We start from the raw sequence: 16844 nt of genomic DNA, 5'->3' as shown, positions 1-16844 counted from the left end.
ATGATTAATCCTTGTCTTTTTTTATGTCTTAATTCAAATTATTGCATGATATAATATAAGCAATTAACTGAGAGGAAGTAAGCAAACGTGCGAAAAAAAATTAAGTATTTAGATTATTCCATCTTAATTCCTTATCTTATTCTTTGTTTGTTGGGAATTATTATGGTATATTCAGCGAGTTCTGATATTTTATTAGTCAATGGCTTCAAGTCAACAGTCTATATGTCACGTCAGATAATCTATTTTGTTGCAGCATTTGTTTTATTTGGTATTCCAACTTTTGGATTAAAGCTAAAAATATTCAAGAATAAAAAATTTGTCTTATCTTATTTAGGGATTTCTGCTGTCTTACTTTTATTTTTAGTTGCGCTAAAAATAATTAGTCATGGTCAAGCAGCTGTTAATGGTGCGGTAGGCTGGATCAATTTAGGGTTTATTAATATTCAACCTGTTGAGTTAGCCAAATTGTCTCTGGTACTTTACTTAGCTTATGTTTTAGATCGGCGAGATGGAAAAATTATTCCAGGTCAAATCCGAGAAAATCTTTCTGGACCAACAATTATTTCTTTCTGTATGATTGCTTTGGTAATAGTTGAACCTGATTTTGGTGGTTCAGCAATTCTCTTTATGATTGTATTTGTGATGTATTTGGTTTCAGGTATTCCGACAAAATTAGCGTTAGAATGGTTAGCTACCTTATTTATCGCCATTATTTTATTAGTTTTTGTCCTACTCGTTTGGGAACCTGGATTTATTAAAGGATCTTATCAGTTTCAACGTTTACTTGCATTTGCTCATCCCTTCGAATTGGAAAAAACAGGTGGTGCACAACTAGTTAATTCTTACTACGCAATTCACAATGGTGGCTTGTTTGGATCTGGCTTAGGAAATTCAATGCAAAAACGTGGTTATTTACCTGAACCTTATACTGATTTTATTCTTTCGATCACGGCAGAAGAACTTGGTGTAATCGGAGCAATCGCCATTGTTTCACTATTATTCTTCTTAATGTGGCGTATTATGGAAGTAGGAATTCATGCTCATACTCAGTTTAATGCCTTAGTATGTTTTGGTGTCACAACAATGATTTTTACCGAAACCCTATTCAATGTGGGAGCAGTATTAGGTTTACTTCCAATTACAGGGGTTACTTTACCCTTTATTTCGTATGGGGGTTCGTCACTAATAGTTTTAAGTGCAGGACTTGGAATCGTATTAAATATTGCGGCAAGTGAGCGTAAATATCTTATGGAAAGCGAGACCGTACAATAATGGGATTGGTTTATCAGGATAATTCTAAGCATCACATAGAAGCTAGAAAAAGTATTATTGTTTGGCTTTATAATGCAAGAGACCAGTATAAATTGAGACACTTCGGTGATATTGTATATTTTTCAAGAAAAAACAAGTACGTTATTATTTATTTAAATGCGGAACAAGTTGATCAAACAATCAATTCTCTTAAAAAAGAAAAATTTGTCAAAAAAGTTGAAAGGTCACAGCAAGATAATTTAAATTTCTCAGCTGAATACGAAGAAAAATTTATGGAAGACTTGCGACTTCAAGCTGAAGAAATGTTAGATAAAGGAGAGACACTTAATTGAGAGTTATTTCTGGAAAATATGCTAAAAGAAATTTAGTAACGCTAAAAAGTAATAGTACGAGACCAACTAGCGATAAAGTTAAAGAATCTCTGTTTAACTCTTTAGGTCAGTTTTTTTCAGGAGGACGTGTTTTAGATCTTTATGCAGGTAGCGGAGCCTTGGGAATTGAGGCGGTATCCAGAGGCTATGAGGAAGCATATTTAGTTGATATCAGTGCCCAAGCTTGCAAAATTATTCACAAAAATGTTGATTTAACTAGAGAAGCAGACCGATTTAAAGTTTTAAAAGCAAGTGATTTTAAGGCTTTAAAAATGTTGGCTGAACATGGTAAGAAGTTTGATCTTATTTTTTTGGATCCACCATATGCAAAAGAAAAGATTGTTAAAGTGATGAAAAAATTGCAGGAACTAGATTTGCTAAATAAGCATGCCTTAGTAATTGCAGAAACTGATGAACATACGGAATTACCAGTGATAGATGGCTTTAATTTGAAAAAGAATCATCACTTGGGAAGAACCAAAGTTAAGATTTACGAGAGGATATAATTTATGGTAAAGGCAATTTTTCCAGGAAGTTTTGATCCTTTAACCAATGGTCATTTAGAAACTATTAAGACAGCTGCAAAAATGTTTGATGAATTGTTTGTGGTAATTATGACCAATACTCAAAAAAAATATTTATTTGATGAAAAAGAGCGAGTTGAATTGGCAAAAAAAGTATTGAATCCAATTACGAATGTTGAAGTAATTGGTCGCCCGCTGGAACTTACCGTTGACGTAGCACGAAAACTGCATGCATCTATAATTGTTCGTGGTCTTAGAAATGATGCTGATTTTAATTATGAACGTGAAATTGCCCAAATAAATAAAACCCTCGCCCCAGAATTAAATACAGTTTTTTTGTTAACTAGTCCAGAGAATAGTTTTATTTCTTCATCGATGATTAAAGAAACAGCAATGTTCGGGGGAGATGTAACTAAACTTGTTCCTAGTGAAGTAGCAATTGGACTAAAAAAGAAAGTCAATCAACATGAATAAAAAAGAACATTCAAAATCTAAGATAAAAAATTGGCTGCTAATAATAGCAGCATTTTTTGTTGCACTTATAATTTGTCTTTGGCCGACTAATTATGTGATTGAAAGCCCGGGTCAAGCAAGTCCGATAAGTAGTTTGATAAAAACGAAATCAAAATATAATTATCATAATTTATATTATGTTACCGTATCTGAACGTCCCGCAGTTTTAATAGATTATCTTACATCTTATTTAAGACCCTTTGATAGTCGATATACAAAAAAGGAAATTCAAGGGGATGCTAGCAATAAACAATATAATGAAATTCAAAAGTATTATATGCAGACTAGCCAAAATAATGCTCTGGTTTATGCAGCAAAAAAAGCTAATGTACCATATTCCCAGAAATATCTAGGCGTTTATGTGATGAGTATTTTATCTAACTCAACATTTAAAGATAAGTTGCAAATTGGTGATAACATTCAAGCAGTAAACGACAAAAATTTTAGGTCTACTGCACAACTACAATCTTATCTCAATCATTTGGCACCTAATACTCCAATAACACTTAAGGTAATCAGAGCTAAGCATTCTTTAACAATGACCGGAAAAACAGTCAAAATAGCAGGAACTAAGCAAGTTGGTATTGGCATTCAGTTAATTGACCATTCGCAAGTTAAAACAATTCCGCGACTTGCAATTGATGCAGGTGATATTGGTGGACCATCAGCTGGCTTAATGTTTAGTTTGGCTGCTTATCAATACTTTATTCATCAAAAATTATCAATAACCAAGGTTGCAGGAACTGGTACGATCGATGAAAAGGGACATGTTGGAATGATTGGAGGAATAGATAAAAAAGTTGTCGCTGCCAGTAAGCAAGGAATAAAAGTATTTTTTGCTCCTGCTGAACAACCCGTTGGAATTAAACAAAGAGATACAAATTATGCTGAAGCTGTTAGAACTGCAAAAAAAATTCATACTAAAATGAAAATAATTCCAGTAAATAATTTTAATGATGCTCTTTCTTATTTAAATACACATAAAATTTAAAGCTTTCATTTGAAAGCTTTTTTTATGATAAAAATTGTCGAAAAATGCGTAATTAGTTATGAGGTGATAAAAATGGATTTTGAAAAAATCAAGAAAATTATTAAAGAAAATAAGAAGTACTGCTTAATTGGAATTTTATTAATTGGAATAATGTTTTTTTATATTAATGCTCAAAAAAGCGAGGTTGATAATTCTAATTTACTTCCACAATCAAGTCAAAGTTCTCAGTCAGCCAACAAAAGTGCTCCATCTCCAAATTTATCATCAAATGCTTCAACGGCTCCTAAGACATCTGCATCAACTAAAATTACCTGTGATATTTCAGGGGCTGTGAAACATGGTGGAGTATATACTTTGAAAGCAGGAGCTCGCTTATTAGATTTGATTGATGCAGCAGGAGGGCTAACAGAAAAAGCACAAATCAAAGCAATAAATCGCGCTCAATTATTAAAGGATCAAGATCAAATATATATCCCACATGATGGTGAAAAGGTAGATCCCGTTATGCCTACTGGAGGACAAAACTCAAATACTTCAACTGATAATACCAACAAAGAACAAATTCACTTAAATAGTGCTAGTGTAGCTGACTTACAAAAATTAAGTGGAATTGGTCAAAAAAGAGCGGAACAAATTATTCAGTTTAGAGATGCAAACGGTGGTTTTAATCAAATAGAAGATATTACTAAAGTATCAGGTATTGGAGATAAAACCTTTGAGAAGTTTAAAGACCAATTGGCTTTATAATTGTCTTAATCCTGGATATTTGTTTCTTTTAGGATTATTGTTTTCGCTTCTTTCAATTTATTATTTTGAAGCAAATACAACATTGCAGCACTGTTTAGGACTTATTATTATTGGATACCTGATGAGTCTGATTATGATTAAATATAATCGCAGCCTAAATATTTTCATGTTCTTACTAATTATCGTATTTATATTTTTAGGAGATAAAGTTAAGTCTAAATATAGTACGTGTGATTTAGGTAATAGTATCGTCCTTCAACCGGATCAATTAAAGATCAAGGAAGGATTTGGGCATGGAGAAGCTAAAATAGGAAATGATAAAATTCTAATTAGTTTACCAGTATCGCAAGAATTAGAAGCGGCTTTGAATAAAAATAAAACAGTGATTCTTACCAATTTAGTTGGACAAACGCAAGAAATAGAGCCAGCCACTAATTTTGGTCAATTTGATTATCGAAAATTTTATGCTAGTGAGCATATTTATGAGCGGGTAATTTTAAAAAATTATCAAATTTTACCTAAAAAAAGAAACTTAATTGACTATTTTCATGGTTTACGTAATCAATTAAAAAATTTTTGTTTACAATTGCCGAGGTTAGTTGGCTTTATGACAAGTGAAATGTTACTAGCTGAAAATTTGGATAGTAAAAATCAAACTATTCTTGATAGTTATCGAAATTTGGGTGTAATTCATCTCTTAAGTATTTCTGGGTTGCATGTGGGACTATATACTACTTTTATTTCAATTATTTGCACTTTGTTGAAACGAGATGAATATCAAACTTTTCTCATCTGCATCCTTGTCTTGGGAATAGAAATTGCTTTAGCTGATTTTCAGGCTGGCTTTGTTAGGGCAAGCTTAGGCTTTTTTCTAGGAAAAATATTCTCTTTGAAAAATATCCCCCTAACTAGGGGAGATCGTCTTGGGTTAGTAGCACTAATTCACCTATTTATAAAGCCACGCTTATTTTTTAATTGTGGTGCAATCTTATCATATTTATTGGTTTTGGGCTTAGAATTAATTGGCGAAAAAGGAGCAATTAAACAGGGATTATTGTTGAATCTCTTAATTACACCAATCTTGTTAAATAATTTTTATCAATTTAATGCTTTAAGCCTTTTATTTAATTTTATAATTGTACCAATTTTTAATTTTTGCTTGTTACCTTTAACGCTAATTGGTGTAATAACTTTTAAATTATGCCCTGGTCTAACTTTCTTTATTGAAAAAATTTTTCATATAGTTATGGAACTCATGGAAAAATTAGCCAGAACTAATTTAGGGATCATCAATTTTGGAAAAATTAACTGGTGGCAAACTATCTTATTATTGCTTCTTTCATTAGTCATTATTATTTATAGTCACAAGAAACAGCAAAAAAGACTCTTTTATTTAAGTTTATTGATGACCTATGTGGTTATTTTCGTATCAATACATTTTCCTTTGTACGGTAGAGTCTCAATTATAGATGTAGGCCAGGGGGATAGTATTTTAGTTACTACACCGTTTAAACGCAAAGCCTACTTAATTGATACAGGAGGAAAAGTGAATTTTGGTAAGAAAAAATCAAGTCCTCAAATAAATCGTATTACATTACCTTATCTTTATGCACAAGGAATTGATCATTTGGATGCAGTTTTCTTGTCTCATCAGGATGCCGATCACATTGGGGATTTGGGACCATTATTAGATCAAGTACCCGTAAGAAAACTGTATTTTGCTCAAGGTTTAAACGAGAATCCTTCATTTATTAAAAGAATTAATGGAAAAGTTAAGCATACAAAATTAGTACCATTACTTGCTGGAGATGTGGTTAAGAATAAAGATATTACTTTTCATGTGATGTATCCATTTTTACCAGGAACCGGTAAAAATGAAGATTCACTTTCGTTATATTTTAATTTAGGCGGTAAAAGTTGGCTTTTTACTGGAGATTTAGATCAGGAGGGAGAGAAAAAACTTATTCAGCAATTTCCCATACAAGTGGACTACTTTAAACTGGGACATCATGGAAGTAAAACATCGTCTAATCCCGAATTTTTAAAAACTATTAATCCCCGACTCGTTTTTATTTCTGCGGGGAGAAATAATCGTTTTGGACATCCTCATTTAGAAACACTTCAAACGCTGGAGTCGTTAAAAATTCCATATTATGCAACTCAAGATAGTGGTACAATTACATGGACATATTATCCACTAAATCGTCAGAATAAATTTACAACTTTTAATCAAGGATCTTTACATGGCATTAATTGAATTATTCAAACCCACGAATTTAAAAAATAGTCACACTTTAATTACAGGACCAGATGCATATTTAAATGATTATGTTGCAAAAGATTTTATTAGACAAGAAAAATTTAAAAATTTAGAACAAACTATTATTGATTGTAGTGAAGATGGGATAGAAGAATTAATTGCAAACTTAACCGAGTCCTCATTATTTGCACAACAAAAATTGATTGTTGTTAAAAATCCCTTCTTTTTGACTGCAAGAATCGCAGATAAATACAAAAAACAAGTAAATAAATTACAACTAATCCTTGATCATCTACAGGAAATAGAAAATATCCTAGTTATTATTGCAAGTTATGAAAAAATAGATAAACGTAAAAAAATAAGCAAAATCTTGTTTGATCAAGTCGATGTAGTTGAAACTAAATACCGTCCTTATGAAATAAGTGGTCTGATAAAGGGAATCAGTAAGAGTGAAGGCTATACTATTACTAATCAGGCTTTACAATTACTAATTCAACGTAGTGACCAGGTATTAGATACAGCTTTAAATAATTATGTTAAATTAAAAAGTATCAGTGAAGATCAAAAAATAAGAGAGTCTTTAATCGAGCAGAATGTTGATCGCTCTTTATCTGAAAATATATTTGAGATCCTAACTGTCGCTTTTAAAGGAGATTACGCTCAAGCGAGTGCTAGACTGGATGAGCATTTACGCGAAGGAAATAATGCTATCCAAATATTAGGAATTTTTGAGTCGCAAATAGAATTTTTAATGGTTGTGAAGACGTTACAAACAAGAAGATGGACTAGAGAACAAATTATAAAAGAATTAAAGGCAAATCCGTACAGAATTAAATTAGCAATGCAAAATGTGGTCACGTTAGAAAAGTTAAAATACTTATTGCAAAAGTGTATTGCGCTTGATTTTGGTTATAAAAATGGGCAATATCGAGGTAATGAATACCTTAAGATGTTTATATTGTCACTTTAGAATAAAAAAGACAGGAGTTTTAACTCCTGTCTTTTTATGATTAAAAATTATTTAGCAGCAACTTTTTTTGCCATACGTGATTTATCACGGTTAGCCTTGTTCTTTGAAATAAGACCTTTTGAAACGGCCTTATCAAGAGCACGAGCAGCTTTAACTTGTAATTCGAGGACGTCCTTTGATTTGGCTTCAACAGCTTCGTTGAACTTTCTGATTTCAGTTCTCAATTTACTCATTTCAGAAGCATTACGCTTGTTAGCAGTAGCAGTAGTTTTAACACGCTTGATTGCAGATTTAATTTGTGGCATGAATTTCACCTCGATAAAATATAGATTTACCAGTTAATTGTACTAAATGAGGCAATAGCTTGCAAGATAAATTGTACTTGCATTTTTAAATTCTTACAGGTATCATATAACCTTGTTGGAACCATTAACGCTGTTTTCACGTTGCCGACGGTAAACGATGTTAGTGGCAATTATATATAGAGAGGTATTTATTCATGGCAATTTCAAAAGAAAAAAAAGATGAATTAATTAAGAAGTATGGTCGTCACGAAGGTGATACAGGTTCTCCTGAAGTTCAAATTGCTTTGCTTACTGACGAAATTAACAACTTGAACGAACACTTAAAAGAAAACAAACAAGATCACCACTCATACCGTGGTTTGCTTAAGAAGATTGGTCACCGTCGTAACTTACTTCGTTACTTAAGAAATAAGGACATTCAACGTTACCGTGACTTAATCCAAGAATTAGGTTTACGTCGTTAATAATAAATATTTGCATTGCACACAAAAGACAGAATCAATTTGAGGCTGTCTTTTTTTGTACGCTTTTAAAATCATGTCTTAATATGCTAAAATTAAATAGACAAATTTCGTTTTGATCATATTGATCCACAAGAAAATTGAATAAATGTATAGAAAGAAGAAAATTATGGCACAAAACATTAAGATAATGATGTTGGGTGGCGTGCGTGAAAATGGAAAGAACATGTATGCTGTTCAAGTTGACGATGAAATTTTTATTATGGATGCTGGACTTAAATATCCAGACAGCTCAATGCTTGGAATTGATGTCGTAATTCCAGATTTAGACTTTTTCAAAGAATATGGCGATCGAATTGCAGGAATCTTTTTAACTCATGGTCATGATGATGCAATTGGAGCACTTCCATATATTTTGCGCAATCATGATATTCCAGTATTCGGTTCTAAACTTACAATTGAATTAGCAAAAATTGCAGTTCAACGTGAAAATAAGCGTCGCAAAAACAATTTATTCCATGTAATTGATGCTGATACTGAAATTGATTTTAAGAATGCAAGTGTATCTTTCTTTAAGACTACGCATTCACTTCCTGATTCACTCGGAATTGATCTTTCTACAAAAGAAGGAGAAATTGTTTATACTGGTGACTTTAAGTTTGATCCATCAGCTAAAGAAGGATATCGAACTGACTTTGTTAGATTATCCGAAATATCTCAAAAGGGCGTTTTAGCTTTATTAAGTGATTCTACTAATGCAGAAGCGGTCTTCCCTAACGATCGCCAGTCATCAATTCAAAACTATATTCTTAATACCTTTAATAACCATGAAGGTAGAATTATTGTTGCTTCTAAAGCTTCTAATATTGTTAGAATTCAAGAAATTTTCCAAGCAGCAGCAGCAACCGGACGTCATGTCTATTTAACCGGACGTGACATTGGTAAGATAGTTTATACTGCAATGAAATTGGGCTATCTTGATGTTCCAAAAGATTTATTAGTTCATAGTAAAGATTTAAAGAAAATCCCAGACAACGAACTAGTAATTCTGGAAACTGGTAGAATGGGAGAACCACTTAAATCACTTCAAAAGATGGCTACTAATCGTCACCGTTTGATTAAGATTAAAAAGGGAGACATGGTGTTTATTGCAACGACTCCTTCTCATTCAGTAGAAACTATGGTAGCTCAAACCAGCGATATGATTTATCGTGCTGGTGGTACCGTAAAACAATTAGGCCGGGAACGTCATACGAGTGGTCATGCTACTGGACGCGATTTGCAAATCTTAATTGATACCATGAAACCTAAATTCTTGATTCCTGCAATTGGTGAATATCGTTTGCTGGAACTACATAAGAATTTAGCCGTTGAAGTAGGTATGGATCCTAAAGATGTGTACTTAACTAAGAATGGTGACGTCTTAAAATTAGAAAAAGGTAGATTCTACCTTAGTGATCCTGTTCCAGGCGAAGATACGATGATCGACGGCTCAGGTGTAGGGGATGTCGGAAACATTGTTTTAAGAGATCGTGAAGTTTTATCAGATGATGGTGTCTTCATTGCTGCAGTAACAATTGACCGCAAAAAGAAAAAGATTGTTTCTGAACCATTAGTATCAACTAGAGGATTTGTTTATATCAAGACAAACCACGAGTTGATGAATGGTGCGGTAGATGCTATCAAAGAAGCAATTGCTAATAATTTTGAACATAAACGTTTTGATTGGACAGAGTTAAAACAAGATGTAAGAAATAGCGTAGAAAAATTTTTGTATAAGCAAACCGGTCGTCGACCAGTTGTACTTCCAGTCGTAATGGAAGTAAATCAAAATAGACATCGTGCGATGGTAAAACGTAATGAGCTTCACAAGGCAAAAGAAGAAATAAAAGATAAGAATGCTCGCCCAAATCGCTCTCAAACGTCTAATACTACTAGTTCAAAAAATCAGCGTCCACATAAAAAAGCAAATAATAAGCAAAATCATAGTAAAGATAACTTAGCACAAAAGAAGGCTTAAGAAGATGAAAAGTTCTAGCCAAGAAAATTTAGTTATTTTAGCTCACCAAGCTAAAGAAAAAAATGATTTACCGCAAGCTAAGCAGTATTTGCTTGAAGCTTTAAGAATTGGACATAATTCTGCGATAGTTTGCGAATTATGTGAAATTTACTTAAGTGAAAAAAAAGAAGATCAGGCATATAGTCTAATTAAGGAAGAGCCTGATCTTTTTTCAAATCAAGATGTCTTTCAAACTTACCTTTTAGTTTTAAAGGCGTGTCACTTTAATATTGAAAAATTGCAGTTAGAATATCTGTTAGGTAAAAAAATTCAAACCGAAATCATGCCGGTTACAGAAGTAGACCAACAAAACATAATGCAAAATTTTCGCCGCTTAACGAATATAACTGAATCAGATTATTTAAAATTATTTAAATTAAGTAAGCAAAATTTTGTACTTCTTGCACAAAGTCTCTTACTTGATCCGAGTCAAAATTTTGCTTTACGTCTGTCCTTGTGTGAAGATTTAATAAAGCTAGGTATCGATCAAGAAATACAAGTATTTATTTTAGGAAAAGTTAAAACATTTAATCCAAAAAATACAATGCTTTTGGAAAAAGACCCAATTTATCGTGAAGTATGCACCAGCATAGCAGATTATTTACGTCGCGATCCAAGTAAGCTGACCCTAATGATCGGAGAATTAAATATTGTGATGGGGTTACTTTATCCTAAACTACATGATTTCATTTCACATCCAGATCAATTTGCTCATGATTTTCGTAAATATATTGAGGAAAAAAAGGGTGGCAGCAACCAAGAGCTATTAAATGAAATTTATCAATTTTTAGCACAAGAGAGGCTTAATGATCATTTTAATTAATAATATTTACTAATTTTCCCAATTAAAAAGGTTTACTTTTTTTCTAGATTTAGTATAATCAACTAAGGATATTTTCAAAGGGGTAGAAAGCAATTAAAGCTATGCTTTTACCTTTGAAAGTAGTATAATAATCAACAGAGAATTATCCGTTACTTACTCAACGGACTTCTTGCAAATTTACAGGAGGGTCATTTTAATGGCAGAAAAAGAACATTACGAAAGAACCAAGCCGCACGTTAACATTGGTACTATCGGCCACGTTGACCATGGTAAGACCACTTTAACTGCAGCTATTACTACTGTTTTGGCTAAAGAAGGTTTAGCACAAGCAGAAGATTACTCACAAATCGACGCAGCTCCAGAAGAAAAGGAACGTGGAATCACTATTAACACTGCCCACGTTGAATATGAAACTGCTAAGCGTCACTACGCTCACATGGATGCTCCAGGACACGCCGACTACATCAAGAACATGATTACCGGTGCTGCACAAATGGATGGTGCCATCTTAGTTGTTGCTGCAACTGATGGTCCAATGCCACAAACTCGTGAACACATCTTACTTGCTCGTCAAGTTGGTGTTCAATACATCGTTGTATTCTTGAACAAGGTTGACTTAGTTGACGATCCAGAATTGATCGACTTAGTTGAAATGGAAGTTCGTGACTTATTAACTGAATACGATTACCCTGGTGATGATGTACCAGTTATCCGTGGTTCAGCTTTAAAGGCACTTGAAGGCGATCCAGAACAAGAAAAAGTTATCATGAAGTTAATGGACACTGTTGATGAATACATTCCAACTCCAGAACGTGATACTGATAAGCCATTCTTAATGCCAGTTGAAGATGTATTTACTATCACTGGTCGTGGTACTGTTGCTTCTGGTCGTATCGACCGTGGTACTGTTAAAGTTGGTGACGAAGTTGAAATCGTTGGTTTAAAGGATGACATTGAAAAATCAACTGTTACTGGTTTGGAAATGTTCCACAAGACTCTTGATCTTGGTGAAGCCGGCGATAACGTTGGTGTATTACTTCGTGGTATCGACCGTGACCAAATCGAACGTGGACAAGTTTTAGCTGCTCCAGGTTCAATCCAAACTCATAAGAAGTTTAAGGGTCAAGTTTATATCTTGAACAAGGATGAAGGTGGTCGTCACACTCCATTCTTCTCAGATTACCGTCCACAATTCTACTTCCACACTACTGATGTAACTGGTAAGATTGAATTGCCAGAAGGTACTGAAATGGTTATGCCTGGTGATAACGTTGAATTCACTGTTGAATTAATTAAGCCAGTTGCCATTGAAAAGGGTACTAAGTTTACTATCCGTGAAGGTGGTAAGACTGTTGGTGCTGGTCAAGTTACTGAAATCCTTGACTAATTCTAATAGTAAAAAAGATGTGCTTTGCACATCTTTTTTTTTACCAATTTTTGATAATAAGAGAGAAATATCTGAAAAAAATCCTTGTAAATTTGTGTTTAGAGCTAGTTTAGGGTAATATAATTAAGTGTGCAATAGCAAACCCAAATTTGACATCGGAGGTATTAATTAATGTCTGTAAAATGGGAAAAGACCGGTAAAACCACCGGTGAATTAACTTTTGAAATTTCAGAAGATCAAGTTAAAAAAGCTTTAGATCAAGCATTTAAACGTGTTAAGAAGAACTTACGTGTTCCAGGATTTCGTAAGGGTCACGTATCTCGTGTGATTTTTGACCAATTTTATGGTGAAGAAGCACTTTATGAAGATGCATTAAACCTTGTTTTACCAGAAGCTTACACAGAAGCTGTTAAAGAAGCTGGTATCGATCCTGTTGGACAACCTCAAATCACTCCAGTTTCAATGGAAAAGAACAAGCCTTGGGTAATGAAGGCTACTGTTTCAGTAAAACCTGACGTAAAATTAGGTGATTATAAAGGAATTGAAGTTCCTAAGCAAAGTAAGCGCGTTTTAGTTAAAGATGTTGATGCTGAACTTAAGAAGCGTCAAGAACAAAATGCTGAATTAGTATTAAAAGATGGTAAGTCTAAGAAGGGTGACACTGTTACTATTGATTACGAAGGTACTATCGATGGTAAGAAATTTGATGGTGGAAGCGCCCAAAATTACTCACTTGAATTAGGTTCTAATACATTTATTCCAGGTTTTGAAGATCAACTTGAAGGTCACAAAGCGGGTGATGATGTTGACGTTAAGGTAACATTCCCAGAAGATTACGGTGCAAAAGATTTAGCTGGTAAAGAAGCTCACTTTGCTACTAAGATTCATGAAGTTAAATCTAAAGAATTACCTAAATTAGATGATGAGTTTGCTAAAGATATTGATGACTCTGTAGAATCACTTGATGAATTAAAAGATAAAATCAAGGCTGATTTAAAGAAACAAAAAGAAGATGCAGCTAAGGCAGCAATTCAAGATGCAGCTATTACTGGTGCTGTGAAGAATGCCAAAATTGACGAAATTCCTCAAGCAATGATTGATGAAGACGTACAAAATCAATTGAATCAATACTTGGGTAATATGCAACGTCAAGGTATTGATCCACAAACTTACTTTAAGTTAACTGGTACGACTGAAGCTCAACTTCGTGATCAAATTGCCAAGGATGCTGAAGAAAGAGTTAAGACTAACCTTGTGTTAGAAGCAATTGTTAAGGAAGAAAAACTTGACGCAACTGCTAAAGAAATTGAACAAGAAATCAAGGATTTAGCAAAAGAATACAACATGGATGAAAAAGTTGTACGTAATACTTTGTCAGATGATATGCTTAAGCATGATATTGCTATTAGAAAGGCTATCGATTTAATCACTGATAAGGCTAAAGAAGTAGCAAAGAAATCATCAACTAAGAAATCAACTGCAAAGAAGTCAACTACTAAGAAGTCTACTGAAAAGAAGACTACTAAGAAATCTTCAACTAAGAAATCTGATAAGGACTAATTAGAGTAAGAAGAGAAAAAAGGGAGCGGCTCGAGGCCGCTCTTTTTTTGAAACAAATTACTTTACGATATTTTTTATTCATGATAAAGTTACTGTGCTTACTATTTATAAGGAGGTTTTTAATTTGCCTATTGATACTAAAGATACAGAAGAAATTAAATGTTCTTTCTGTGGTAAATCACAATCTCAAGTTAAAAAGATCGTTGCGGGTAATGGAGTTTATATCTGTAATGAATGTATTGAACTTTCAAAGCGCATAGTTGACGACGAATTGAAGGCAGATTCTTTGAAAGAAAGCAAAGATTTGCCAAAGCCAATGGAAATAAAAAAACAACTTGACGAATATGTTATTGGTCAAGATCGGGCAAAAAGAGTCTTATCAGTGGCAGTTTATAACCACTATAAACGAATTAATCAGATGGAAGTAGAACAAGACGGGACTGAACTTCAAAAATCCAATATTGCTTTAATTGGACCAACTGGTTCAGGAAAAACTTATCTTGCTCAAACATTAGCGAGAATTTTAAATGTTCCATTTGCTATTGCTGATGCGACTACTTTGACTGAAGCTGGTTACGTTGGTGACGATGTTGAAAACATTTTACTTAAATTAATTCAGAATGCTGATTATGATATTGAACGTGCCCAAAAAGGTATTATTTATATTGATGAAATAGATAAAATTTCCAAAAAAGCTGAAAACATGTCTATTACACGTGATGTTTCAGGTGAAGGGGTCCAACAGTCACTTTTGAAGATTCTTGAAGGTACAATGGCTTCAGTTCCTCCTCAAGGTGGCCGTAAGCATCCCCAACAACAAATGTTACATATTGATACAAGTAACATCCTTTTCATTGTTGGTGGAGCCTTTGATGGTATTCAATCGATCGTTAAGAATCGTTTAGGTGAAAAAACAATTGGTTTTGGTGCTGAAAATGGTTTTAATACTAAAGATGCTGATAACTGGCAGAAGTATTTAACTACAGGAGATTTAGTGAAATTTGGTCTTATTCCCGAATTCATTGGTCGTATTCCAATTATTAGTACTTTAGATCGACTTGAAGACAAAGATTTGATTAGAATTTTGACTGAGCCAAAAAATGCATTAGTAAAACAATATCAAAAGTTATTTTCACTAGATAATGTTGATTTAACTTTTAGTGATGGTGCTTTACAAGCAATAGCTGAATTGGCTATTAATCGCCATATGGGTGCGAGAGGTTTACGTTCAATTATTGAGAATGCATTGATGGATGTAATGTATCGTACACCGAGTGAAGATAACATTGAAAGCGTGCAGGTAACAAAAGACGTAATTACCAAACATGCGCAACCACGAATTACCTATAAAAAGGACAATGAAACAAAAGATGAAGAAGTGGTAGGAAAGGCTAAAAAATGAAAATAAAATCAAGTGATTTTATTATTAGTGCTGTCGGTGAAAAACAATTCCCTAAGGATGATTTGCCAGAATTTGCCTTGGCTGGGCGTTCTAATGTGGGAAAATCTAGTTTAATCAATACCATTGTTAATCGTAGGAAATTGGCGCGTACCTCACAGCAACCTGGAAAAACACAAACTTTAAACTTTTATCTCATTAATGAAGATTTGTACTTAGTTGATGTACCTGGTTATGGTTATGCTAAAGTTTCTAAAAAGCAGCGTGCGAAATTTGGTGAAATGATCCAAGATTATTTAGAAACAAGGGCTGACTTAAAGGGATTAGTTCTTTTAGTGGATGCTCGCCATGATCCAACAGCCGATGATATCAATATGTATAACTATGCTTTAATGTTAGATATTCCTATTTTGGTAGTTGCAACTAAAATGGATAAGTTGAAGAAAATGGAAGCTAGTCAAATTAAGCAAAAAGTTGGCAAAAGCTTAGATTTAAATCATGATAATGTCTCATTTTTACCGTTTTCAAGTGTTACTAAATTAAATGTTGATGAATTTTGGAATTGGATCCAAGCTAATATGTAAAATAGGAAATAGACTTAGTTCTATTTCCTATTTTATTTTGTCTACAAGAACTTTTATAATATAAGAAGTTAAAGGAGATAAAATTATGACACAAATTTGGCCAATTTTTTTAGCAATCTTATTAGTGCCATTCATTGTTATGCTGTTTAAAGAGCAAGGTCATTTTGAATTTATCAAAGCTTTGATCCTGTTTGCTGGAATGTTAATTACATCAGTCATTCTTTTCTTAATTCTTTTGTATATTGCCTTTTTAACTATGCATTTTAATAAAGAATTAAAATTGGGGAATCTATTTATTCTATTGGCAATCATGATTGTGATTGTAGGAGAATTTTTATATTTAGGATTAAGAATTGGCAATAAATTCTTTCCCTTTGAAACTACAATTTTTACTATTATTGAATATTATATTCAATGGACTTTGATTTATTTTACGGTTTATCAAGCGATCTTTGCAAATATTGATAAAGTATCACACTGGGCAAAATATATTAAGGTCGGAAATATTTTAGATCCAAATCTGCTAGCAGTTGTAATTCTACCATCGTTTATGTCTGCATGGATTAGCATTGTCTTGTTCAAAAAGCATATTAAGGCTATTTAGCTAAAGGAGTATAT

17 protein-coding genes are annotated in these 16844 nt (G+C 33.1%); 16 read left to right on the top strand and 1 reads right to left on the bottom strand.

Going from position 1 to position 16844, the window contains the following annotated elements; all coding sequences use genetic code 11:
* Positions 1-87 precede the first annotated feature (87 nt).
* The 8 genes from FP432_RS03015 to holA all read left to right on the top strand — a co-directional run bounded on the left by FP432_RS03015 (position 88) and on the right by holA (position 7648).
* Positions 88-1272, top strand: a complete 1185-nt coding sequence (locus tag FP432_RS03015) for an FtsW/RodA/SpoVE family cell cycle protein (protein ID WP_265489380.1) — start codon at positions 88-90, stop codon at positions 1270-1272.
* Positions 1272-1604: a DUF2129 domain-containing protein gene (locus FP432_RS03010; RefSeq protein ID WP_265489379.1), complete on the top strand. Its 333-nt coding sequence runs from the start codon at positions 1272-1274 to the stop codon at positions 1602-1604. The genes FP432_RS03015 and FP432_RS03010 overlap by 1 nt, the downstream gene beginning before the upstream one ends.
* The gene (rsmD, locus tag FP432_RS03005) at positions 1601-2149 is read left to right on the top strand and encodes a 16S rRNA (guanine(966)-N(2))-methyltransferase RsmD (protein ID WP_265489378.1); all 549 of its coding nucleotides are present in this window, start codon (positions 1601-1603) and stop codon (positions 2147-2149) included. The genes FP432_RS03010 and rsmD overlap by 4 nt, the downstream gene beginning before the upstream one ends.
* A 3-nt stretch (positions 2150-2152) precedes the next feature.
* Positions 2153-2641: a pantetheine-phosphate adenylyltransferase gene (gene coaD, locus FP432_RS03000; protein ID WP_265489377.1), complete on the top strand. Its 489-nt coding sequence runs from the start codon at positions 2153-2155 to the stop codon at positions 2639-2641.
* Positions 2634-3671, top strand: coding sequence for a SepM family pheromone-processing serine protease (locus FP432_RS02995; protein WP_265489376.1), 1038 nt, complete (start codon positions 2634-2636; stop codon positions 3669-3671). Before coaD ends, FP432_RS02995 begins: the two co-directional genes overlap by 8 nt.
* 72 nt (positions 3672-3743) lie before the next feature.
* Positions 3744-4418 (top strand): helix-hairpin-helix domain-containing protein, encoded by a 675-nt coding sequence (locus tag FP432_RS02990; protein ID WP_265489375.1) that lies wholly within the window; start codon positions 3744-3746, stop codon positions 4416-4418.
* A 133-nt stretch (positions 4419-4551) separates the two neighbouring features.
* A complete protein-coding gene (locus FP432_RS02985) occupies positions 4552-6675 on the top strand; it encodes a DNA internalization-related competence protein ComEC/Rec2 (protein ID WP_416202885.1) in 2124 nt (707 codons plus the stop codon).
* Positions 6662-7648 carry a DNA polymerase III subunit delta gene (holA, locus tag FP432_RS02980; protein WP_265489373.1) on the top strand — a complete coding sequence of 329 codons (987 nt, stop codon included), beginning with the start codon at positions 6662-6664 and terminating at the stop codon, positions 7646-7648. Before FP432_RS02985 ends, holA begins: the two co-directional genes overlap by 14 nt.
* Before the next feature lie 47 nt (positions 7649-7695).
* Here holA and rpsT read toward each other — a convergent pair whose 3' ends face one another.
* The gene (gene rpsT / locus FP432_RS02975) at positions 7696-7953 is read right to left on the bottom strand and encodes a 30S ribosomal protein S20 (RefSeq protein WP_265489372.1); all 258 of its coding nucleotides are present in this window, start codon (positions 7951-7953) and stop codon (positions 7696-7698) included.
* 194 nt (positions 7954-8147) lie between these two features.
* Here rpsT and rpsO point away from each other — a divergent pair, with 194 nt between their 5' ends.
* The 8 genes from rpsO (at position 8148) to FP432_RS02935 (ending at position 16830) form a co-directional block, all read left to right on the top strand.
* On the top strand, positions 8148-8417 hold the full coding sequence (rpsO, locus tag FP432_RS02970; RefSeq protein WP_265489371.1) for a 30S ribosomal protein S15: 270 nt from the start codon (positions 8148-8150) through the stop codon (positions 8415-8417).
* 166 nt (positions 8418-8583) lie between these two features.
* Positions 8584-10434, top strand: coding sequence for a ribonuclease J (locus tag FP432_RS02965; protein WP_265489370.1), 1851 nt, complete (start codon positions 8584-8586; stop codon positions 10432-10434).
* Positions 10435-10438: 4 nt separating this feature from the next.
* A complete protein-coding gene (locus FP432_RS02960) occupies positions 10439-11296 on the top strand; it encodes a hypothetical protein (RefSeq protein ID WP_265489369.1) in 858 nt (285 codons plus the stop codon).
* A 196-nt stretch (positions 11297-11492) separates the two neighbouring features.
* Positions 11493-12683 carry an elongation factor Tu gene (gene tuf, locus FP432_RS02955; protein ID WP_265489368.1) on the top strand — a complete coding sequence of 397 codons (1191 nt, stop codon included), beginning with the start codon at positions 11493-11495 and terminating at the stop codon, positions 12681-12683.
* Between the two features lie 171 nt (positions 12684-12854).
* Complete coding sequence (gene tig / locus FP432_RS02950) at positions 12855-14243, top strand: trigger factor (RefSeq protein ID WP_265489366.1); 1389 nt, start codon at positions 12855-12857, stop codon at positions 14241-14243.
* 124 nt (positions 14244-14367) lie between these two features.
* Positions 14368-15645, top strand: a complete 1278-nt coding sequence (gene clpX / locus FP432_RS02945) for an ATP-dependent Clp protease ATP-binding subunit ClpX (protein ID WP_265489365.1) — start codon at positions 14368-14370, stop codon at positions 15643-15645.
* Positions 15642-16226 (top strand): ribosome biogenesis GTP-binding protein YihA/YsxC, encoded by a 585-nt coding sequence (gene yihA, locus FP432_RS02940; protein ID WP_265489364.1) that lies wholly within the window; start codon positions 15642-15644, stop codon positions 16224-16226. Before clpX ends, yihA begins: the two co-directional genes overlap by 4 nt.
* 85 nt (positions 16227-16311) lie before the next feature.
* Entirely contained in the window at positions 16312-16830 is a 519-nt protein-coding gene (locus FP432_RS02935) for an SA1002 family membrane protein (RefSeq protein WP_265489363.1), read from the top strand.
* Positions 16831-16844 lie beyond the last annotated feature (14 nt).

Source organism: Lactobacillus sp. PV034 (assembly GCF_014522305.1).
Classification (GTDB): domain Bacteria; phylum Bacillota; class Bacilli; order Lactobacillales; family Lactobacillaceae; genus Lactobacillus.
Note: the sequence above shows the minus strand (reverse complement) of the source record. Positions and strands in the feature narration are given on the sequence as shown.

Coding starts and splice junctions, on each gene's coding strand:
- FP432_RS03010 (WP_265489379.1), top strand. CDS start 1,272: ATGGGATTGGTTTATCAGGATAATTCTAAGCATCACATAGAAGCTAGA.
- coaD (WP_265489377.1), top strand. CDS start 2,153: ATGGTAAAGGCAATTTTTCCAGGAAGTTTTGATCCTTTAACCAATGGT.
- FP432_RS02995 (WP_265489376.1), top strand. CDS start 2,634: ATGAATAAAAAAGAACATTCAAAATCTAAGATAAAAAATTGGCTGCTA.
- FP432_RS02990 (WP_265489375.1), top strand. CDS start 3,744: ATGGATTTTGAAAAAATCAAGAAAATTATTAAAGAAAATAAGAAGTAC.
- FP432_RS02985 (WP_416202885.1), top strand. CDS start 4,552: ATGATTAAATATAATCGCAGCCTAAATATTTTCATGTTCTTACTAATT.
- holA (WP_265489373.1), top strand. CDS start 6,662: ATGGCATTAATTGAATTATTCAAACCCACGAATTTAAAAAATAGTCAC.
- rpsT (WP_265489372.1), bottom strand. CDS start 7,953: ATGCCACAAATTAAATCTGCAATCAAGCGTGTTAAAACTACTGCTACT.
- rpsO (WP_265489371.1), top strand. CDS start 8,148: ATGGCAATTTCAAAAGAAAAAAAAGATGAATTAATTAAGAAGTATGGT.
- FP432_RS02965 (WP_265489370.1), top strand. CDS start 8,584: ATGGCACAAAACATTAAGATAATGATGTTGGGTGGCGTGCGTGAAAAT.
- FP432_RS02960 (WP_265489369.1), top strand. CDS start 10,439: ATGAAAAGTTCTAGCCAAGAAAATTTAGTTATTTTAGCTCACCAAGCT.
- tuf (WP_265489368.1), top strand. CDS start 11,493: ATGGCAGAAAAAGAACATTACGAAAGAACCAAGCCGCACGTTAACATT.
- tig (WP_265489366.1), top strand. CDS start 12,855: ATGTCTGTAAAATGGGAAAAGACCGGTAAAACCACCGGTGAATTAACT.
- yihA (WP_265489364.1), top strand. CDS start 15,642: ATGAAAATAAAATCAAGTGATTTTATTATTAGTGCTGTCGGTGAAAAA.
- FP432_RS02935 (WP_265489363.1), top strand. CDS start 16,312: ATGACACAAATTTGGCCAATTTTTTTAGCAATCTTATTAGTGCCATTC.